The sequence below is a fragment of the Streptomyces sp. TSRI0281 genome (genome assembly GCF_001905125.1).
Lineage (GTDB): Bacteria > Actinomycetota > Actinomycetes > Streptomycetales > Streptomycetaceae > Streptomyces.
This window is the reverse complement of the sequence record NZ_LWLE01000005.1, coordinates 184,107-204,207: the sequence shown is the minus strand read 5'-3', so window position 1 is coordinate 204,207 and position 20,101 is coordinate 184,107. Positions and strand designations below refer to the sequence as shown.

18 protein-coding genes and 3 pseudogenes are annotated in these 20,101 nt (G+C 70.3%); 9 read left to right on the top strand and 12 right to left on the bottom strand.

Annotation, left to right across the window (positions count from 1 at the left end; translation table 11 throughout):
- Nucleotides 1-57: 57 nt before the first annotated feature.
- Nucleotides 58-271: pseudogene (locus A6A29_RS46425) on the top strand (ATP-binding protein); the annotation flags it as partial.
- Between the two features lie 93 nt (nucleotides 272-364).
- On the opposite strand, the gene A6A29_RS12500 reads toward A6A29_RS46425, so the two are convergent.
- Nucleotides 365-793, bottom strand: a complete 429-nt coding sequence (locus tag A6A29_RS12500) for a PPOX class F420-dependent oxidoreductase (RefSeq protein WP_073720109.1) — start codon at nucleotides 791-793, stop codon at nucleotides 365-367.
- 140 nt (nucleotides 794-933) lie between these two features.
- On the opposite strand from A6A29_RS12500, the gene A6A29_RS12495 reads away from it, so the two are divergent.
- From A6A29_RS12495 to A6A29_RS12485, 3 genes are all read left to right on the top strand, one after another.
- The gene (locus tag A6A29_RS12495; protein ID WP_073720108.1) at nucleotides 934-1,347 is read left to right on the top strand and encodes a roadblock/LC7 domain-containing protein; all 414 of its coding nucleotides are present in this window, start codon (nucleotides 934-936) and stop codon (nucleotides 1,345-1,347) included.
- Between the two features lie 112 nt (nucleotides 1,348-1,459).
- Nucleotides 1,460-2,707: a DUF6397 family protein gene (locus A6A29_RS12490; RefSeq protein ID WP_241838437.1), complete on the top strand. Its 1,248-nt coding sequence runs from the start codon at nucleotides 1,460-1,462 to the stop codon at nucleotides 2,705-2,707.
- Nucleotides 2,682-3,170 carry a GNAT family N-acetyltransferase gene (locus A6A29_RS12485; RefSeq protein ID WP_073720107.1) on the top strand — a complete coding sequence of 163 codons (489 nt, stop codon included), beginning with the start codon at nucleotides 2,682-2,684 and terminating at the stop codon, nucleotides 3,168-3,170. Before A6A29_RS12490 ends, A6A29_RS12485 begins: the two co-directional genes overlap by 26 nt.
- Before the next feature lie 92 nt (nucleotides 3,171-3,262).
- Here A6A29_RS12485 and A6A29_RS12480 read toward each other — a convergent pair whose 3' ends face one another.
- Entirely contained in the window at nucleotides 3,263-3,946 is a 684-nt protein-coding gene (locus A6A29_RS12480) for a histidine phosphatase family protein (RefSeq protein WP_073720106.1), read from the bottom strand.
- 249 nt (nucleotides 3,947-4,195) lie between these two features.
- On the opposite strand from A6A29_RS12480, the gene A6A29_RS12475 reads away from it, so the two are divergent.
- Nucleotides 4,196-4,825 (top strand): LAETG motif-containing sortase-dependent surface protein, encoded by a 630-nt coding sequence (locus A6A29_RS12475; RefSeq protein ID WP_073720105.1) that lies wholly within the window; start codon nucleotides 4,196-4,198, stop codon nucleotides 4,823-4,825.
- Nucleotides 4,826-5,011: 186 nt separating this feature from the next.
- Here the strand turns inward: A6A29_RS12475 and A6A29_RS12470 are convergent, their stop codons facing one another.
- Entirely contained in the window at nucleotides 5,012-7,126 is a 2,115-nt protein-coding gene (locus A6A29_RS12470; protein WP_073720104.1) for a SpoIIE family protein phosphatase, read from the bottom strand.
- Between the two features lie 267 nt (nucleotides 7,127-7,393).
- Between A6A29_RS12470 and A6A29_RS12465 the strand changes: the two genes are divergently transcribed.
- A complete protein-coding gene (locus A6A29_RS12465) occupies nucleotides 7,394-8,452 on the top strand; it encodes an enoyl-CoA hydratase/isomerase family protein (protein ID WP_073720103.1) in 1,059 nt (352 codons plus the stop codon).
- 142 nt (nucleotides 8,453-8,594) lie between these two features.
- Here the strand turns inward: A6A29_RS12465 and A6A29_RS12460 are convergent, their stop codons facing one another.
- From A6A29_RS12460 to A6A29_RS12430, 7 genes are all read right to left on the bottom strand, one after another.
- The gene (locus tag A6A29_RS12460) at nucleotides 8,595-10,073 is read right to left on the bottom strand and encodes a rhamnulokinase (protein ID WP_073720155.1); all 1,479 of its coding nucleotides are present in this window, start codon (nucleotides 10,071-10,073) and stop codon (nucleotides 8,595-8,597) included.
- A gap of 61 nt (nucleotides 10,074-10,134) precedes the next feature.
- The gene (locus A6A29_RS12455; protein WP_073720102.1) at nucleotides 10,135-12,180 is read right to left on the bottom strand and encodes a bifunctional rhamnulose-1-phosphate aldolase/short-chain dehydrogenase; all 2,046 of its coding nucleotides are present in this window, start codon (nucleotides 12,178-12,180) and stop codon (nucleotides 10,135-10,137) included.
- A gap of 70 nt (nucleotides 12,181-12,250) precedes the next feature.
- Complete coding sequence (gene rhaI, locus A6A29_RS12450; protein ID WP_073720154.1) at nucleotides 12,251-13,417, bottom strand: L-rhamnose isomerase; 1,167 nt, start codon at nucleotides 13,415-13,417, stop codon at nucleotides 12,251-12,253.
- Between the two features lie 258 nt (nucleotides 13,418-13,675).
- On the bottom strand, nucleotides 13,676-13,903 hold the full coding sequence (locus A6A29_RS12445; RefSeq protein ID WP_073720101.1) for a hypothetical protein: 228 nt from the start codon (nucleotides 13,901-13,903) through the stop codon (nucleotides 13,676-13,678).
- 95 nt (nucleotides 13,904-13,998) lie between these two features.
- On the bottom strand, nucleotides 13,999-14,520 hold the full coding sequence (locus A6A29_RS12440) for a hypothetical protein (protein ID WP_073720100.1): 522 nt from the start codon (nucleotides 14,518-14,520) through the stop codon (nucleotides 13,999-14,001).
- A gap of 96 nt (nucleotides 14,521-14,616) precedes the next feature.
- On the bottom strand, nucleotides 14,617-15,093 hold the full coding sequence (locus A6A29_RS12435) for a hypothetical protein (RefSeq protein WP_073720099.1): 477 nt from the start codon (nucleotides 15,091-15,093) through the stop codon (nucleotides 14,617-14,619).
- The gene (locus A6A29_RS12430; protein WP_385727341.1) at nucleotides 15,093-15,614 is read right to left on the bottom strand and encodes a hypothetical protein; all 522 of its coding nucleotides are present in this window, start codon (nucleotides 15,612-15,614) and stop codon (nucleotides 15,093-15,095) included. The genes A6A29_RS12435 and A6A29_RS12430 overlap by 1 nt, the downstream gene beginning before the upstream one ends.
- Before the next feature lie 271 nt (nucleotides 15,615-15,885).
- Between A6A29_RS12430 and A6A29_RS12425 the strand changes: the two genes are divergently transcribed.
- Complete coding sequence (locus tag A6A29_RS12425; protein ID WP_073720097.1) at nucleotides 15,886-16,725, top strand: pentapeptide repeat-containing protein; 840 nt, start codon at nucleotides 15,886-15,888, stop codon at nucleotides 16,723-16,725.
- 49 nt (nucleotides 16,726-16,774) lie between these two features.
- Here the strand turns inward: A6A29_RS12425 and A6A29_RS12420 are convergent, their stop codons facing one another.
- Both A6A29_RS12420 and A6A29_RS12415 read right to left on the bottom strand, forming a co-directional pair.
- Nucleotides 16,775-17,284 (bottom strand): SRPBCC family protein, encoded by a 510-nt coding sequence (locus tag A6A29_RS12420; protein WP_073720096.1) that lies wholly within the window; start codon nucleotides 17,282-17,284, stop codon nucleotides 16,775-16,777.
- Between the two features lie 225 nt (nucleotides 17,285-17,509).
- Nucleotides 17,510-18,184, bottom strand: a pseudogene (locus A6A29_RS12415) (NADPH-dependent F420 reductase); the annotation flags it as partial.
- Nucleotides 18,185-18,409: 225 nt separating this feature from the next.
- Here A6A29_RS12415 and A6A29_RS12410 point away from each other — a divergent pair.
- Nucleotides 18,410-18,961, top strand: coding sequence for a glycoside hydrolase family 25 protein (locus A6A29_RS12410; protein ID WP_073720094.1), 552 nt, complete (start codon nucleotides 18,410-18,412; stop codon nucleotides 18,959-18,961).
- A 204-nt stretch (nucleotides 18,962-19,165) separates the two neighbouring features.
- A pseudogene (locus A6A29_RS12405) lies at nucleotides 19,166-19,956 on the top strand (zinc-binding dehydrogenase).
- Nucleotides 19,957-20,101 lie beyond the last annotated feature (145 nt).

The window sequence follows — 20,101 nt, the reverse complement described above, 5'->3', positions numbered from 1 at the left end:
GACCCGACCGAGCCCGCCGACAGCGCGGTCCGGGACGACGACAACGGGAGCGAGCGCTTCGAGCACCGGTACATCGCGTTCATTGTCGCTGTCGACTCTTTCCCGGGTGCTCGCACCCAGGGTGCGCAAGAGGCGTCGCACGCCCTCGACCTCGACCGGGGTACGCCCGTGGTGCTCAGCGACGCGCGACCGGGATTCCGGAAAGGAAGTCCTGATCCGGATGGTCGAGTACGCCGGACGGACGCACACCGCCCGGCTCCGCGACTCCTGAGCCGAGGCCCCGCTTCGGACCGGGCCGGGCCGGACGGACCGGACTCCGGCCGGAGGTGCCGGGCGGTCCGGGCCGGGGCGCCGCGGGCCGTGGTCAGTCGGCCACGGCCGCCATGGCCACCGCCTTGTCCACACGGACACGCACGACCAGTTCACCGGGTACGCCGTTACGCCTCCCGAACTCCTCGGCCGCCTCCTCGCCCATGTACCGGGCAGCGATCCGCGTCGCCCAGTGCCTCAACTGATCAGGATCCTCGCTCAGTTCGGCCTGGCCCTGGAGCACGGCGAAGGCGAACGGCGGCCGGTCGTCGTCGACGCACAAGGCCACCCTCCTCTCGCGCGCGAGATTGCGGCCCTTCACGGTTTCCTTCCCGGTGTTGAAGACCAGATCGTCGCCGTCGAGCAGGAACCAGACGGGGGCGATGTGCGGACTGCCGTCGGCCCGGACGGTCGACAGCTTGGCGGTACGGGTGCCCTCGGAAAGGAAGGCCCGCCGCTCGTCATCGGTCATGTGATGTGCCATTTCCCCATCCTCGGACGAACCCTCACGTGGCGCGAAGCGACGCCCCGGGGGAGGGGGGCGCTTGCCCGTACGGGAGTGGTACGCAAGGCTTACGCGCGATACGGGGCAACGGGGAACGTATGAGCGGGGAGGACGAGCAAATGGCGCTGGACCGGGGACTTGACTGGCTCCTTGACGATCTCACCAGCAGGGTGGAGCACATACGGCACGCATTGGTGCTGTCGAACGATGGCCTGGTGACCGGGGCGAGCACGGGGCTGGCCCGTGAGGACGCGGAACATCTGGCGGCTGTCTCCTCCGGCCTGCACAGTCTGGCCCGCGGATCAGGCCGGCACTTCAGGGCCGGCAGAGCCCGGCAGACCATGGTCGAGTTCGACGAGGCGCTGCTCTTCGTGACGGCGGCGGGCGACGGCAGTTGTCTGTGCGTGCTGACCGCTGCCGAGGCCGATGTCGGCCAGGTCGCCTACGAGATGACACTGCTCGTCAACCGGGTCGGCGAACATCTCGGCGTCGCGGTTCGCCAAGGCGCCACCGACGGCGTCGACAGCCCCTGACCTGGGCTTTTCGCTGGGCATCGGGAGTTATCCACAGGCATGCCGACAGAAGCCTCCTCCGGGCTACCGTGGTCACAGAGAGTATTCGGACCTCACGGGGGAGGGCAGGGGCATGACTGTTACGGAAGCCACCCGCACACATGACGAGGACGCGCAGGGGCGTGAGAGCGGCGACACGGCGGCGACGGTGACCGCGGGCCGAGCCGCACGGGAGCTGGGCATGAGGCGCGGGGAGTTCGAGCTCGCCGTGCATCTGGGGCTGGTCGCCACCACCACCGGACCGGACGGCGGACGGCCACGGGTGGTCCGGGACGAGATCGAGCGCCTGCGCGCGCATCCGGGATTCCCCGACGACCTCGGGGAACGGGTGCGCACGGTGGGCACCGCTGAAGGGGCCGCACTGCTCGCCATCAGTCCGGCCCGTTTCACCCGGCTGGCACGGGCGGGGTGTTTCGCGCCGGTCACGTTCTATATGAACCGGTACCGGGCGGTGGTGTGGTTGTACCTCGTCGACGAACTCGCCGGATTCGCCACCCGTGAGCCCTCGCTGCTCGCCGGCACCAGCCCCGCCGGAATGCGGGCGATGCTGGAAGCCGGAGCCGACTGGCGTGCCCGCAACTGGCGATCCCAGAGGATCGACAGGCTGCTCGGCCGCACGGAGGATGCGTGGGCGCGAGCCGCTGTACAGGCATCCGCCCTGGACCCCGTCCAACTCGGTGAGGTGGTGGACGATCCGTACGAACGGGCCTACCTCGTCAGGGTCAGGCCGGAGCCCGTGTTCGGACGGCCGGGGTCCGTGTCGGCCAAGGAGGTCATGGGGGAGCTGATGCTGGCGGACGACCCGGACGAGATCCTGTGGCGGCGGGTCAGCCTGACCCTGGAGCTGGACAGGGCCCGCGAGGACCGGCACGCCCCTCGCCCCGGTGACGAGCGCGGACCACGGCTCGTGCCGGATACGGCTGCGGCCCCTGTGCGGGCGGCGGCGCTGCCCTGGCCGCCGGCGCGCGACCAAGGGTCACCCGCATCGGCATCCGCACTCGCACCTGTACCCGCACTCGCACCGGGATCCGCGTCCACGCCCCGACCGGCACCCGCTGTCCGGCCCGCATCCGTAGGTACACCTGCCTCCGTACGCTCGGGAGCCTCCGGAGGCGTGTGCGAAGTCTCCCGCGGAATCCCCGTCGAACGGCCCGTCGGGGATCTCACCGAATCCGTATCCGGCCCTCCATGTCCGCCGGCTCCCGCGACGGGTTTGCTCGCCCGGCTCCGGTGGCGAAGGCGCGGATCCGATAAGAACTGGCGGGCGGTCGCATCGCACCGGCACTCTGTTCCCCATGTTGATCAGGGAAGCAACCACTGAGGACTGGCCCGCCATCTGGCCGTTCTTCCATGCCATTGTCGCCGCCGGCGAGACACTCACCTACCCTCTCCACCTCGGTGAGGACGACGCACAGGGCTGGTGGTTCCTCGCGGCGCCGAACCGAACGGTCGTCGCGGTCGACGACTCCGGGACGGTGCTGGGTACGGCGAAGATGAACCGGAATCACATGGGCAACGGTTCGCACATCGCCAGCGCCACGTACGTGGTCGACCCCGAGTACTCGGGGCGTGGCGTGGGGAGGGCCCTGTGCGAGTACTCGGTGGACTGGGCGCGCACTTCAGGCTTCCGGGCCATGCAGTTCAACGCGGTGGTCGAGACGAACGAATATGCCGTCAAGCTGTACCGTTCGCTCGGCTTCGAGATACTGGGGACGCTGCCGGAGGGCTTCCATCATCCGACCGAGGGGTACGTCGGTCTGCACATCATGCACAAGGCGCTCTGATGCTGATGCCGCTCACGCGCAAGACGCTCTGATACCGCTCACGCGCAAGGTGTTCTGATGTCCCTCACCCACGAAGCGCGCTGACGGCCCGCTCAGCCGCCGAGGTCCGGAAGGGTGAGGCCGGCGGGACCGCCGTCCTCCTGGCCGCTCGCGGTCGCCGGGGCGACAACGGCCCCGGCCCAGGAAAGGGTTGACCAACCCTCGCCGGGAATGCCCTCGACCACCACTACGCCGGTGTTGTCCAGGGCGTGCTCGGCGGCGAAGTTCACCGTGACGTTCCGTGTCCGGGCCGCGGTCCACATCCGGATCGCGGCGCCATGGCTGACCAGTGCCACCGTTCGGGAGGTGCCGGGGGCGCCGCCCGAAGCGGCCTCGGCCAGCACGGAGTCGAAGCGGGCCAGGGCCTCCGCCCCGCTTTCGCCTCCCGGCATACGTCGCGCCGTGTCACCGGCCGCCCAGGCGAACGAGGTCGTCAGATACTGCTCGATCGCCTCTTCGTCGCCGCGCATCTCCAGCTCACCGGCCGAGACTTCACGGATGCCCTCGCGGATGCGCACTTCCAGACCGCGCTCGGCGGCGAGCGGTGCGGCGGTGAGCTGCGTACGCGTCAGGGTCGAGGCGTACAACGCGTCGATACTCTCGTGCGCGAGCGCCGCGGGCAGCGCGGCTGCCTGGCGCAGGCCCAGTTCGGTGAGACCGGGACCCGGAAATGCCGTGTCCAGGAAATGGCCGAGGTTGGACGGCGTCTGGCCGTGACGGATCAGCAGCAATCGCATAGAACGGGTCGAGACTCCAGGATCGGTCGCGCGTGCGGCAAAAGATGCGTTCATTGCCCACTCTCTCATCGAGCCACACCCGGCTGGAACTCCTCGGAGGCGTGTGTCCGTCTTGTCTGAAGTGGCGGTGGTATGGGCACAGTTGGGCTGTCCCGTGACGTGCGGGGTGGGTGTGTCGTGCGGGGGCGATGGCAGTACTGTGCGCCCCACCGCCATTCGGGCGATGAAATGCATCTGGAGGAAGAATCCATGACCATACCCAGGAGATCGTGGCGTGGCGCGGGAGCACTCGTGGCCGCTGCGGTCGTCGGTCTGACCGGCGGGGTCATCTCCGCAGGTCAGGCCGCAGCTCACACCCCCACCTGGGTCGTGACCTGCTCTGATGTGAGCGTTGACCTCACCAACTACACGAGCGACGTCGCCAACACGGTGACCGTTACGGTGGATGGCAAGGACCTGCTGCCGACAGAGACGTTCGGCCGCGAGTTCCACAAGAAGCTCACGCTGCCCGCGCACGACAAGGAAGTGACCGTCCGGCTGGTCGTCAAGGACGGTGGCGAGGGCGGCAAGTTCTCGCGCGACCTGACCGAGACGTCCCCGGTGTGCGAGGACGAGACGCCTTCGCCCACCCCCACTCCCACCGAGACGAAGCCGTCGGAGACCCCGACCACGTCGACTCCCGAGCCGAGCGCCACCCCCAGCGAGAAGCCTTCGGAGTCCGCGCCCGCCGTGCCCTCTCCGAGCCCCAGCTCGCCGGACCTGGCCGAGACCGGCTCGTCGTCCGCCACGCCGGTCATCGGTGGCGCCGCAGTGGCGGTTCTGCTCGCCGGCGGTGGCATCCTCTGGGCCGTCCGTAAGCGTCGTACCGCCCAGAACTGACGCTGTTCCGTCGGGGACACGGGGCGCGCGGATCACACCGCGCGCCTCGTGAGACCGGGCGAACGAGCGTGTGAGGCCGCCGGTCGAGGGGTGTGCCGCACCATTTCCGGTGGTGCGGCACACCCCTCACCCGTGCGGCCCCACGGCCCCGGCCTCGGGAGCCATCGCGGCGCCGAACATGCCGCCTCACCCGGGGGCCGGGGGTGCTGTGCCGGGCGGGGGAGGCGGGCCGATCTCGCACCAGACGGCCTTGCCCTCGCCACGCGGCTCGATGCCCCAGCGGGTTGCGACGGCGTCGAGCAGGAGCAGTCCCCGGCCCGAGGTCGAGGTTTCCCCCGGGGTTCGCCTCCGCGGCCAGACGCTCGAACGGTCCTGGACCGACAGCCGGATGCGGCGCACCGGTTCGGGCAGCACCTCCACAGTGAGTACGGCTCCGCCCTCCGTGTGGAGGAGGACATTCACCAGCAGTTCACCGGTGACCAGCTCGGCATCGTCCGCAAGCTCGGCCATGTCCCAGTCCGCCAGCGCCTGGCGGACAACGGCACGGGCGTCCGAGAGCCCCTCCGGGTCCGCCTGGTGGATGTACTGGTGCAGCCGGGGCGCGTGCGACGAGCCCACGTCGGGGCTGCGGCGCAGGACCAGCAGCGCTACGTCGTCCCCCGAACCCCACCGTTCCCACAACCGGTCCGACAGATGGTCGGCCAACACCTCGGCGCCCACCGGCCCGGTGCTCAGCTCATGGGTCAGCGCCGCCACACCCGTATCGATGTCGGTTCCGGGCTCCTCCACCAGTCCATCGGTGAAGAGGACGAGCGTTTCGCCGGGCACCAGATCGAGCCGGGTCTCGGGGAACTCCTCGTCCTGGAAATCCGTGGAGATCCCCAGCGGCAGGCCACCGCGCACCTGAGGGCTGCCGACCCGGCCGTCCGTATGCCGGATCAGCGGGCCGAAGTGCCCGGCGCGGACCACCCGTACCGCCCCCGACGCCAGATCGGCCTGGGCGTAGGTGCAGGTCGCGAAGCGGTCGGTGTCCAGCTCCGCGAGGAAGCGGGAGGCGCGCGCCAGCACGGTCGACGGCGCGTGGCCCTCGGCGGCGTACGCGCGCAGGGCGATGCGCAACTGCCCCATGATGGCGGCCGCGTGGGTGTCGTGGCCCTGGACGTCGCCCACGACGACACCGAAGCGGTTCTTGGGCAGGGCGATCACGTCGTACCAGTCGCCGCCGACCTGCCGCCCGCTCCACGCCGCGTGATAGCGCACGGCGATCTCGCCGCCCTCGATGTCCTGTATCCGTCGCGGGAGCATGGCCGACTGCAAGCCGGTGGCGAACTCGCGTTCCTCGTCGAACAGGGTCGCCCGCTGAAGCGACTGGGCCACGATCGCGGCGAGCCCCAGGCACAGAATCCGCTCGTCCGGAGGGAAGATCGTGCGCTCGCGGTAGAACAGGGCGAGTCCGCCGAGCGGGCGTGCCTGGGCCACGAGGGGAAGGTAGGCGGCGGCACGGAACCCGAGCTTTCCCACATGCGGCTCCAGCAGTGGATACCGCCGGGTCAGGGAGCTCAGTGAGGTGATGAAGCGGGGCTGCCCGCTGAGAATGGTGTCCGCCAGTGGCAGCTTGCGGATCAGATCGCCGGAGCCGAGGCCGTCCAGGACCTCCAAAGTCTCACCGCTCAACGCGATGATGTTGAGGGAGGAATTCTCCACCAGACCGAGTGCCAGCCCGTCCGCGCCGAGACCGGCCAGACCGCCCGGTCCGGTGAGCGCGGCCGTGACATCGTCCACGGTCACGGCACGCGACATCGCACTCGTTGTGCGCTCAACGGTATTGGTCTGGCGTTCACGGCGTTCTTCCAGATCACGGACGAAGGCCGCATGGGTGACTTCCGTCGTCGCGTCCCGTACGACACCGACGAGCCGGTGCGCCCGGCCGTCCTTCGCCCGCAGGATTCGGGCCTGGACATGGGTCCACTGGCTGGTTCCGTCGTCGAGCGGAACCCGGAAGTAGGCACTGAAGGAAGGACTCCCCCTGCTGATGGCCTCGTCGATCGTGACGTTCAGCCGGGCCCGTTCCGGGGGTGCGAGCCGGTCGATCAGGAGGTCGGGCTTCGCGTCGAACGTGGCGGGATCCACGCCGAAGACCATGAGCCCGGCATCGTCGATATCCAGGGTCCGGGCCTTCAGATCCCATTCGAAGCTTCCGGTCCGGTTCATGGCGAGAGGCTCCGTCGGCCCGATGTCACCGTTGCGTGTCCGGGCGATCGGCGGGGCTTCGGCATCTCGTCGCCGCTGGTAGTGGGTCATTCCCCCTCCGGAGGTCATCCGGCCGGGGCTGCTGGACGGCGCGGCCCGTAGACCTCAATTGTCGAGCCGGTCCGGCGGGACTGCCACAGCAGATCGCCCGGGGCTGCCCCTCCCAGGCTCCCCGGCCGACCCCTGCCCGCCTCCTGGTCCTGCTCCTTGCCCACCCCCTTTCCTGCCCCCCGGCGCGGCCGTCGCAGAATGGGCAGGGCAAGATCGCCCGCGAACGGCGGGCTGTCCGCCCAGGGGCCCACTGACCGGAGCGCACTCATGAACGATGACGACCCCGTCCTGCTGCACACCGAGGGCCACGCCCTGTTCATCACGCTGAACCGGCCCCGAGCGCTCAACGCCCTCAACCACGTCATGGTGCGGCTCGTCGACGCGGCCCTCGCCCGGGCCGAGCACGACGACGCGGTCACCTCGGTCGTGATCGACGGGGCGGGGGAACGCGGTCTGTGCGCGGGCGGTGACATCCGTACCCTCCACGACGACGCACGCGCCGGGGGCCGGGCCTCCCTGGAGTTCTGGCGCGACGAGTATGGCCTCAACGCCCGGATCGCCCGATTCCGCAAGCCGTACGTCGCGCTGATGGACGGCATCGTGATGGGCGGCGGCGTGGGTGTCTCGGCCCACGGCAGCATCCGCGTCGTCACCGAACGCTCGCGCGTGGCCATGCCCGAGACCGGAATCGGGTTCGTGCCCGATGTCGGCGGCACCCATCTGCTGGCCGCGGCACCCGGGGAGCTGGGTACGCATCTGGCGCTCACCGGCCGGGCAGTCGGCGCGGCCGACGCGCTGCTGTGCGGCCTCGCCGACCACTTCGTCCCGTCGCAGCGCCTGCCGGAACTCTCCGCGGACCTCGCCGTGAGTGCCACCCCGGACGAGGTGACGCGGACAGTACTGCGATACGCCTCCGACGCGCCCGTCGGTGAGCTTGCCGCCCAGCGCCACTGGATCGATGGCTGCTATGCCGCGGACACGGTCGAGGAGATCGCCGAGCGGCTCCGGACCAGTGGCGTACCGGCGGCCGAGGAGGCCGCCCGTACGCTTCTGGCGAAGTCGCCCACCGCGCTCAAGGTCACTCTCGCCGCTGTGCGCAGGGCGGCCACGCTCGACAGCCTGGAGGCCGTTCTCGACCAGGAGTTCCGTGTCTCCAGCCGGGCTTTCGAGCGGCCCGACTTCGTGGAGGGCGTGCGCGCCCAGATCATCGACAAGGACCGGAACCCGCAGTGGAAGCCGGCCGTCCTCGCCGAGGTCACCGACAATGACGTCGCCCGCTTCTTCGCCCCGCTCGGATCGGGTGAGCGGGAACTGGGGCTCTCCTGAGCGGGCGCGGGCCCGCCCCACGGCCCGGGACCCTGAGGCGCCCGCCCACGGACCCCGCCCCACGGCCCCGGGCCCCTGAGGCCGCCCGCCCGGGGACCTCACTCCACCCGCCCAGGGTCCCGACCGCCGCCGCTCCGGCTGCTCAGCCCTGTTCCAGTCGCGCCGCCGCCCGGTCCCAGGCCCGCCGGTCGCCGAGCGGGCTGTAGTGCCGCAACTCCTGCGTACGGGCGGCCAGCCGCCGCAGGTCGGGGAGATCGCCCACCAGGCCCTGGGCACGTGCCTGCAGCAGAATATTGCCGAGAGCCGTCGCCTCGGCGGGCCCCGCCGTCACGGGCAGGCCGGTCGCGTCCGCGGTCCACTGGCAGAGCAGCTCGTTGCGCGAACCGCCGCCGACCAGATGGATCCGGGTCATGTCACGTCCCGCCAGTTCGGCGGCCTGTCGCAGCGTCCGGCGATGGGCCAGCGCCAGGCTCTCCAGCACGCACCGCACATAGCCGCCCCGGCTGTCCGGTGGAGCCTGTCCGGTCCGTACGAGGAAGGCATCGATCCGCGACGGCATGTCACCCGGTGCCAGGAACGAGGGGTCGTCGGGATCCATCACCGCGGCGAACGGCCGCGCCCGCGCCGCCTGGGCGAGGAGTCCGGCCAGGCTCGTCGCCGTACCGGACCGGTCCCAGGTACGGCGGCACTCCTCCAGAAGCCACATGCCCATGATGTTGCGGAGGTAGCGGACAGTCCCGTCGACGCCCCGCTCATTGGTGAAGTTCGCCGCCCGCGACTCCTCCGTCAGTACCGGATCCGTCAGCTCCAGCCCCGCCAGGGACCACGTGCCGCACGAGATGTACGCGAATCCCGGCTCCGTCGCAGGAACCGCGGCCACCGCCGAGGCCGTGTCGTGCGAGGCGACCGTCGTCACCGGCGTACCGGTGGGTAGACCGGTCAACTCGGCGACATGGGAAAGCAGCGTTCCCGCCGTGTCACCCGGCTCACGCAGGGGCGGAAACAGTGCGCGATCCAGCCCGAGACGGTCGATCAACGCATCGGACCAGGTCCCGTCGCGTGCGTCCAGCAGCCCGGTGGTCGACGCGTTGGTGATCTCCGCCCCGACCGCGCCGGTCAGCCAGTGCACCAGCAGATCAGGAATCAGCAGCAGTGTCCGCCCCGACCGCCACTGCGCCGTCGAGCGGTGGGCGGCCAGCTGGAACACCGTGTTGAACGCCAGATGCTGCAACCCGCTCACCGCATACAACTCCCGCGCACCGCAGCGCGCCAGCACCCGGGCCGCGGCCCCCGCGTTGCGGCTGTCGCGGTAGTGGAAGGGCATCCCGAGCAAGGCCCCGTCGGCGTCCAGCAGGCCGTAGTCGACCGCCCAGGTGTCGATGCCGATCGAGGCGACCGGACCGCTGCGCGCGGCCATGCGCAGACCGTCCAGCATCCCCTGATACAGGGCGAGAACGTCCCAGCGCAGCCCGTCCGGCAGCCGGACCGGAGTGTTGGGGAAACGGTGCACCTCGGTCAGCACCGGCGCGCCTGACCCCACCCTTCCGGTGATCACCCGGCCGCTGGTGGCGCCGAGGTCCACAGCGGCGAAGACCGGGTCGTTCCGTGAAGCAACAGGCATGAAGATCTCATCCGATCCGGGTGGTGCCGCCCGGTCCATGTCCGGGCGACGCCGCACGTGGTCAGCGCAGGAAGGCCGCCGCCACACCGGCGTCGACGGGAATGTGGAGCCCGGTGGTATGGGTGAGATCGCCACCGGTCAGCGCGAAGACGGCATTGGCCACGTGCTCGGGGAGCACCTCTCGCTTGAGCAGGGTCCGCTGGGCGTAGAACTCGCCCAGCTTCTCCTCCTCGATGCCGTAGGTCGCGGCGCGCTGGGCGCCCCAGCCCGCGGCGAAGATGCCGGAGCCGCGCACCACCCCGTCCGGGTTGACGCCGTTGACCCGGATGCCGTGCTCACCCAGCTCGGCGGCCAACAGCCGTACCTGGTGGGCCTGATCGGCCTTGGTCGCGGAGTACGCGATGTTGTTCGGGCCCGCGAACACGGCGTTCTTGGAGGCGATGTAGACGATGTCGCCGCCCAGCCCCTGTGCCCGCATCACCCGGGCCGCTTCGCGCGACACCAGGAACGAACCGCGCGCCATGATGTCGTGCTGGAGGTCCCAGTCCCGCGCCGTCGTCTCCAGCAGCGGCTTCGAGATGGAGATCCCGGCGTTGTTCACGACGAGGTCCACACCGCCGAAGGCGAGTACGGCGGCCTTGAACGCGTCGACGATCTGCTCCTCGCGGGTGACGTCGACACCCACCGCAACCGCTTTGTCCGTCCCGCCCAGCTCTTCGGCCACCGCGGCGGCGTTCTCGGCGTTCAGATCCGCCACCACCACACAGGCGCCTTCCGCCGCCAGCCGCCGGGCGATGGCCTTGCCGATGCCCGATCCGGCACCGGTGACCAGAGCGACCCTGGTCGCCAGTGCCTTCGGCTTCGGCATCCGGCGCAGTTTCGCCTCCTCCAGCTCCCAGTACTCGATGCGGAACCTCTCCCGCTCCTCGATCGGCGCGTACGAGGAGACGGCCTCGGCGCCACGCATCACGTTGATGGCGTTGAGGTAGAACTCTCCGGCGACCCGGGCCGTCTGCTTGTCCTTGCCGAACGAGAACATGCCGACTCCGGGCACGAGCACGATCGCCGGGTCCGCACCGCGCATGGCGGGGGAGCAGGGGACGGCGTGCCGTTCGTAGTAGGCGCGGTACTCCTCGCGGTAGTCCGCGTGCAGTTCCCTCAGCCGGCCGATCGCCTCGTCCAGCGGTGCGTCGGCCGGCAGGTCCAGGACGAGCGGCCTGACCTTCGTCCGCAGGAAGTGGTCCGGGCAGGAGGTGCCCAGCGCGGCGAGCCGCGGATGCTCGGCACGCGCCAGGAAGTCCAGTACCGGTTCGGCGTCGCTGTAGTGGCCGACCTGCGGACGGTCGGTGGAGGCGAGACCCCGGACGACCGGCGCGAGCGCGGCGGCCCGCTCCCGGCGCAGTTCCTCGGCCAGGGCCTCCCGGCCCGGCAGCACGGCCCCGAACGGCTCGTCCCTGCCGTGTTCCTGAAGGAACGTCTCGGCGGTGCGGATCATCCACAGCGCGTTGCGCTCGCACTCCTGCGACGTGTCGCCCCAGGCGGTGATGCCGTGACCGCCCAGGATCACGCCGACCGCCTGCGGATTGGCCTCCTTGACGGCGGCGATGTCCAGGCCGAGCTGGAAGCCGGGCCGCCGCCAGCCCACCCAGGCCACCTTGTCGCCGAAGCACTGTGCCGTCAGCTTCTCGCCGTCGGCCGCGCACGCCAGCGCGATACCGGAGTCCGGGTGCAGATGGTCCACGTGCGCGGCTTCGACGAGGGCGTGCATCGCGGTGTCGATGGACGGAGCGGCACCGCCCTTGCCGTGCAGGCAGTAGTCGAACGCCGAGACCATCTCGTCCTCGCGCTCCACCCCCGGGTACACGTCCCTGAGCGCGCGGACCCGGTCCAGGCGGAGTACGGCGAGACCGGCCTCGGTGAGCGTGCCGAGGTCACCGCCCGAGCCCTTGACCCAGAGCAGTTCGGCCTCGCCGCCGGTGACAGGATCGGTCCCGGTCGTCTTGGCCGAGGTGTTGCCCCCCGCGTAGTTGGTGTTGCGGGGATCGGAGCCGATGCGATGGGCGCGCTCCAGGAGCGCGGCGACTGCGGCATGCGTCGCGGACGTCATGTGGATTCCTTCGGGAGGCGGCCCGGACGAGGGCCGGTCGGTTACGTGGACGTCGGGGCTGGGGAGCGGCTCAGGCTCCCCAGCCCGCCTGATCGCCACCGACCCGGGCGGCGGCGATCCGCTCCTGGTTGCCCGAGGCGAGGTACGCGCCGAACGGGTCACCGGCCAGGCCGAGTTCCTCGCGCACCTCGGCGAGCAGCGGCCGTACGTCGGTGTTGTACGCGTCCATGAGGACACCGTTGGACGCGAGTACATCACCGGAACGCTGAGCCGCGGCCAGGGCCTCGGTGTCGATCAGGAGCGCCTTGGCGGTGGCTTCCTGGACATTGGTGACCGACCGGATGACCGCAGGGATCTTGGCCTCGATGTTGTGGCACTGGTCGAGCATGAAGTTGACGTTCGTCTCGGTCCTGAGACCGCCGTTCTTGACCACTTCGTGCATGATCCGGAACAGCTGGAACGGGTCCGCGGCCCCGGCCATCAGATCGTCGTCGGCGTAGAAACGGGAGTTGAAGTCGAACGCGCCGAGCTTCCCCTCACGCAGCAGGAACGCGACGATGAACTCGATGTTGGTGCCGGGGGCGTGGTGGCCGGTGTCCACGACGACCCGGGCCTTCGGGCCGAGCTGGAGACAGTGGGCGTAGGCGGTGCCCCAGTCCGGCACGTCCGTGGTGTAGAACGCGGGCTCGAACAGCTTGTACTCCAACAGGATCCGCTGGTCGTCGCCTAGCCGGTCGTAGATCTCCGCCAGCGCCTCGGCCAGCCGGTCCTGACGGCCCGCGATGTCGTCCTGGCCGGGGTAGTTGGTGCCGTCGGAGAACCACAGCTTGAGGTCGGGGGAGCCGGTGGCGTCCATCACGTCGACACAGGCGAGCAGATGGTCGGTGGCCTTGCGGCGGACCGAGGGATCGGGGTGGGTGACCGAGCCCAGTTTGAAGTCGTCGTCCTGGAAGACGTTGGAGTTGATCGCACCGATCCGCAGTCCGAGGTCCTCTGCGTGGCCGGTCAGCGCCGTGTAGTCCTCGACCTTGTCCCACGGGATGTGCAGGGAGACCTTCGGGGCGACGCCGGTGAACGCGTGCACCTGGGCGGCGTCCTGGAGCTTCTCGAACGGGTCGCGCGGCACACCCGGCTGGGCGAACACCTTGAAGCGGGTCCCGGAATTGCCGTAGCCCCACGACGGCGTCTCGATCACCTGAGACTTGAGAGCTGCCTTGACGGCCGACACATCAGACATGAGCACCTCGTAAGCGGGAGTCATCCGGCGATCGCTGGCGACCCGGATATGAATCGTTTCATCAGCAACGTACGCTAGATTTCGTTCTCGCTGCTAGTCAAGCAGTCAGCAAAGTTTCGGAGGATTTTGAATCAATTCACCACGGAGTCGCGCAGGGGCGGGAGCAAGGCGCTCTTCGACACCTCGTGGTCCCCGCGAGGGGCACTCAGGTGCTGTGGAGCGCCACCGTCGCACCGGTCCGCCGGCCGGGCGCGCGGGTCAGCGGTCGCTGCCGGACAGGCAGGGTCGCAACGTCCGTACCAGAGCGAACAGCCTGTCCTCGTTGCCCGTCAGCCCCGCGCCGCTGAGGGCCCGGTCCGCCTCCTCCATCGGAGAGGTGAGCAGCGGCAGGTACAGCGGTGCGTCGTCCGGGTCCGAGAGCGCGGCCCGGGTGGCCTCCAGTAACCGGATGTAGGCCTGGGCGGCGGCCAGTTCGTCCTTGTTCATCTCAGCATCTCCTGGTCAGAGGTGTCGGACCGGCAAGCATCCCCCATGGGTCTGACAACGCCGCTCCGCAGCCGCCCCGGCGGGCAGGCCGCCCGTCACGCACCCTTCGCGCGCATGGCCCCCGCGGGAGGCTCCACCTCCAGGAACCGTCTCCGGCGCGGACCCCGGTAGAGCAGCGCCGTCCAGCCCAGCCGTCGCAACGCGTCGGCGCACCGGGGCAGCGACTCCTCTTCCTCATGAACGGCTCCGCTCCCCGGTGGGCCGGCCCACTCCACCCGTGCCGTGCCCGGGGATTCGCCTTCCAGCACGCGGTACCCGGCCGTTGTGCGCCGCCCGGACGCGTCGACGGCGGACGGGGTCGCCCCGGAAGCCTCCAGGGCCAGTGCGACGGCCCGTACCGTCCGGTGCAGCTCCCACTCGGCGGGCACCGCCTCCGGATCGGCCTGCCCGGTGTTGGTCAGTCGGCGGATCTGAAGCAGCCCCTCGACGGCGGTCCGTACCGAGGCGGCCCGCACCGCTGCCGCCCGGTCGGCGTCCATGGCCCCGTCGCTCACCCCCAGGGGCGGCGGACCGTCCCCGGTGGCGGGTTCGAACCCGGTCTCCTCCTCGGCGCCCATCCCACTCCCTTCGCCGGTTCCGCACTGCGGTCCAGTGTGCGCCGCACCACTGACAACGCGACGTGCCCGGAGCGGGGGGAGGGGGCGCAGCCTTTGTCACACCGGGGTGAAGCCCCGCAGATAGTGCTCGCGCAGCACGCCCCGGTGCCGGGTGTCGGAGAGTTGCTCGGTCACCCAGAGGAGGAAGTCGTCCGCGAGCATGTCGGTCCAGTCGTACGCCGGATCGAAGGGGCCCAGGACCGGCGCGGGCGGAACTGTCTCCCACGGCGCCCCCTCGCGGCCGGTGACGGTAAGGACGCGGCTTCCGTCCGGCCGCGAGGCGGACCGGACGGAAGCCACCCTCGGCTCCCAGCGTTCGGCGCCGTACTGCAGCCAGAGCGTCGAGGACGCGGCGTACAGGGCGGCGCCGACAGCGGTGCCGTGCGACAGGACGTGAACGAAGCCGTGGCAAAGCCGCTCACCGGCAGGTCGCGCGAAGGCGTCGGCGGGGCCGGGGGAGAGGTGCCCGCTCTCCGGGTCCAGGACCCGGAGCCTGGCGTACCTGTCGTGGTCCTGAAGCACGGCCGGGGACATCAGTGACGCGGCTCCAGCCCCAGCTCGTGATCGACCGCCGCGCTGCTGCGGGTCGCCGCGTCGCTGACCTCGGCCCAACTGCCGTACTTGGCGTACTGCTGATCAGCCGTCGGACCCAGCGGATTGCCGTACTTCGCAAGGTTGCGGGTCTCCAGCACGGCGACCGCCACGGGGGACATCTCGGCCCGCGCGATGTCCTTGGCCTCATTGCGCATGGTCACCAGGACCCGGGCGATCTCCTCGTCCGAACGGCTCTCCTCGCGCATCCGCTGCTCGGCCGACTCCATCTCGTCCAGCAACTGGTGGTAGCGCACTCGGACCTGACGGGCCTGCGCCTTCTCCTCCGGTGTGGTCTCGCGGATCGCGCAGACAACGGGATCGCCGCTGATGCGCGGAGCGTCCGGAACCGTCGTCGGGGCGAAGGCGAACGACGGACCGGTCGCACGGGCGAGCGCCGGGCCTGCCGCCGGAGTGGCGAGCGCGCTGCCGGGGGCGATCAGGGCGCTGCCCACGACGGTCAGCGTCGGGAGAAGCAGGGAGATGACCAGCCGTCGCGCGAGCGGACGGCGACTGCCGGTGGAACCTGGGGCAGCCAGAAAGCACTCATGGATGAAGAGAGGCTCTTTCGCCTGGGGAACAGGGCGAAACTGGACGTTACGGGGGGTGACTCACTGTCCGCCGATCGTGGGCGCGGCGCGTCCGGGTGAAGCCCGGATAAACTTGCCCCTCCCGCGCCCCTGACACGTGATCCGTGTGATGCCCCTTGCACTCCAGACAGAGGAACCGCGCCCCGTGACCGACAACGATCCGAGCGCCGCACCCGACACCGGGCGGGCCGCCCTGCGCGCGGACTGCGCGAACTGCTTCGGGCTGTGCTGTGTCGCCCTGACCCTGACCGTGTCGGCGGACTTCGCGATCAACAAGGACGCCGGGCGGCCCTGCCCCAACCTCAAGGACGACTTCCGCTGCGGCATCCACACCCGACTGCGCCCGGAGGGCTTCTCCGGCTGCACGGTGTACGACTGCTTCGGCGCCGGGCAGAAGGTCTCCCAGGAGACGTACGCCGGTCAGGACTGGCGGTCGTCCCCGGACACCGCCCAGCAGATGTTCCAGGTGTTCCCGGTGGTGCGTCAACTCCAGGAACTGCTCTGGTATCTCACCGAGGCGCTCACCCTTCCCGCCGCCGCGTCACTGCATCCCGAGATCCGGCGCGCCATCGAAGCGACGGAACGTCACAGCGACGGTTCGCCCGAAGCCCTGGCCGAACTGGACGTGGCGGCGCACCGGGGCGGGATCTCCGACCTGCTGCTGCGGACCAGCGCACTCGTACGGGCGAGCGCGCCCCGCCGCAAGAAGCGCGACCACCGCGGCGCCGACCTCATCGGAGCCCGGCTCAAGGGCGCCGATCTGCGGGGTGCGGACCTGCGCGGGGCCTACCTCATCGCGGCCGATCTCTCCGGAGCCGACCTCCGCCTCGCCGACCTGATCGGCGCCGACTTCCGCGACGCCGACCTCACGGGCGCCGACCTGACCGGCAGCCTGTTCCTGACCCAGGCCCAGCTCAACGCGGCCAAGGGCGACGCGGCGACCAGGCTTCCGTCATCCCTGACCCTCCCCGCGCACTGGAGCTGACCCGCGTGCCGGGCCCGGCACGGTGTCCCGCCAGGAGCGAGGGCACCTCTCAGGAGGTCTCACCGGCTTCCAGTGCCGACTTCAGGCGCTCCAGAGTGGTACGGATGTTGCGGCGCTGGAACTCCGCGAACGTGTGCCCCCGCGTCGCGATCCGGTCGAAGCCGTTGGCCAGGAAGTCCGGCCATGCGCGCCGGTCGTCGGTCCAGGTCTCGGTGACCCGGGTGGACCCGTCCACCGCCTCGAAGCGGTACTCCCAGGTGGCGATCGCTCCGGGTAGCCGCGGCTGCCGGGCGCCTATCGCGTGGACATGGAAGGCGAAGCGCTCACCGGGGTCGGCGGCGGTCACCGTGCACCTGGTCGTCCAGCGCACCGCGCCGCGCTTGTTGCGACCGTCGAAGACCATGCCGACGTACGCGCCGCGCCGTTCGCCGCGTACCGTCGCTCCCTGGTTCTCCGGGCTCCAGCGTCCCATCGCGGTGGGATCGCTGAGTTGTTCGTACACGTCCGCCGGAGCGGCGTCGACGACGATGCTGTCCGACACGGACATGGTGCGGGGCATGGGGCGACTCCTTGTCCACGGCCGTCCCGGTCCACCACCGGGGGCCGGACGGACCGTGGGGCCGACGCCCCGGGCCGCACACCTTACTCGCGAGTAGTTTCATTCGGTTGTGCGGAGGGCGCAATTCTGTGCGCGGGCGGGGGCGGGACGCCCTGGAGGCCCCGCCGTGGCCGGGCCGGCGCACCACGGCGGGGCTTCCTCACGGGCAGCTCGCGTCCTGCGGAATCAGGCGCGCCACTCCGCGGTACGTTCCGGCGAAGCCTCGGCCAGCGCCTTCACGATGGTGTCGACATCGCCCTGGCTCCCGTAGACGGGTGTGCCGGGCTGCTGGCGCCACGACTCGTCCAGCCCGCCCGCGTCCACCGTGTCGAAGCCCAGCTCGTCGATGAGGTCGCGCACGGCCCGCTTGGCCGCCGCGTCGTCACCGGCGACCGGCAGCGCCTGGCGGCCGGGGCTGCCCTGCGGACGGCCCCGGTCCAGGATGTCCTGGGCGTACGTGCCGTTGAAGGCCTTGATCACCGGGTGGCCGATCTGCTGCTCGGTCCACCGGCTCTCGGACAGTCCGTCCTCGATGGCGGCGATCCTGCCGTCACGCTGCTGCGGGTAGTAGTTGCCGGTGTCGATGACCGCGGCGCCCGGTGCCGCGCCGTCGAGGAACCCCGAGGGCAGGTCGGGCACGGCCTTGAGGGGGACGGTCACCACGACGACCTGGGCGCCCTTGGCCGCCTCGGACGCGTGGACCGGGGTGGCGCCGGTTTCCTCGGCGAGCGCCGCCAGTGTCTGCGGGCCACGCGAATTGGCCACGGACACCTCATGCCCGAGAGCGGTGAGCCGCCGGGTCAGGTTGCCGCCGATGTTGCCCGCTCCGATGATGCCGATCTTCATGGGTCCGACCTTCCGATGCTGACTGCGTGAGGAGAAAGTGGTCTCGTCGCATCACCAACTGCGCACCGGCGAGCACTATTCCGTGTGCCTTCGATGTGGGCCGGGCTCGGCTTGATCCGAACAGAAGTCCCTACGGTGGCTGATCGGTTCCCCCTTGCCGGTGCGGATGGGGCGGGACATCGGCGGGCACATACCAGGGCAACAACCGGAACCTCGAAGCCCCACTTGGAGGCGGTATCCATGCTGCACGGCGTCGATGTCAGCGCGTATCAGTCGTCCTTCGAAACGGACGGTCTCGATTTCGTGTTCATCAAGGCCACAGAGGGCCGCTCGTACGTCAATCCGGCCCTGGGTGACCAGGTCAAGCGTGCGAGGGACGCCGAATGCGTCGTCGGCTTCTACCACTTCCTGTGGCCGGGGAACGTGCCGGAGCAGGCCGAGTACTTCCTGAGCAAGGCGCCCGAGAAGGCCGGTGAGCTGCTCGCCGTCGACTGGGAGGAGACCGGCGACGGCACCCGCGCGAGCAATGCGGAGAAGGACAGCTTCATCCGTGAGGTGAAACGCCTGAGGCCCCACCACCGCGTCCTGCTGTACTGCAACCGCTCGTTCTGGCTGCAGTACGACACGACCTCGTACGCGGGTGACGGGTTGTGGATCGCCGACTTCGTCACCCGCGGCAAACCGCGTATCGAGGCATCGTGGCGCATCCATCAGTACACCGACCAACCATTGGACAAGGACGTGGCCGATTTCGCCTCGGCCAAGGAGATGCGTGACTGGGCGGCCGGGTAGCCGGGACGCGTCGTCCCGCGGGTGCGCCGCCGGGATGCTCCTCACGTGTGTGCGCCGAGGGCATGGGGGCCGGGCGGACACCTCTCGGGAAGCGAACACTGGCCGAGCGAAATAGTCTGTCCTGAGGCTTCTGTTCACCATGTCCCGGCGTGCCCGCGTCCTCGACGCGTGTCCCGCGCCCGGGTGAAGCGGAGGGATGTCCCCATGAGAGCCGCCGTAGTCCGCAGCTTCACCGAACCGCTGACCGTGGAGGACCGGCCGGTACCCACTCCGGCAGGCCACCAGGTACTGGTGCGGATGGAGACTTCAGGGCTCTGCCACACCGACATCCACGCCGCCCGCGGGGACTGGCCGTCAAGCCGAGCCCACCGTTCGCGCCCGGCCACGAGGGCATCGATCCGCTCGACGCCGCACCGCTGACCTGTGCCGGTGTCACCACCTACAAGGCGGTGAAGCTGTCCGGTGCCCGCCCCGGCACCCGTGCCCTGATCTCCGGGATCGGTGGACCGGGACACCTGGCCCTCCAGTACGCGCGGATCTTCGGCGCCGAGACCATCGCGGTCGACGTCACGGACGAGAAGCTGGCGCTCGCCGAGGAACTGGGCGCCGACCATGTCATCGACGCACGTGTGCAGGACGTGGCCGAGGAGACCCGCAGACTCGGCGGCGCGGACGCGGCGATCTCCCTGGCCGTGAGCAACGACTCGTTCGGCGCGGCCTACGGTGCGCTGCGCCGAGGGGGAACCCTCGTGCTGGTGGCACTCCCTGCCGAGGGGAAGCTCGAACTCCCCGTCTTCGACACGGTGCTGAACGGCACCAAGGTCGTCGGCTCGATCGTCGGCACCCGCGAGGACCTTGCCGAGGTGTTCCAACTGCACCGCCTCGGCCGCACCAGGGGCGTCCGGGAGACCCGCGGCCTCGGCGACATCAACAGCTCGATCGAGGAGGTCCTGAGCGGCAAGGTCTCCGGGCGCCTCGTCTTCGATCTGCGCTGACGAGCGCCCGAACCGCGCTCCCGTAGAACGCTCGACGGCCGTACCGGACGCCCGGCGCTCCGGACGGCCTGCGTGCGTCATGTCCTGTGGGCCATTTGAGTGTCCTTCGTGCGCGCTCGCGCAGTGCTGGGAGAGATGTCCCACC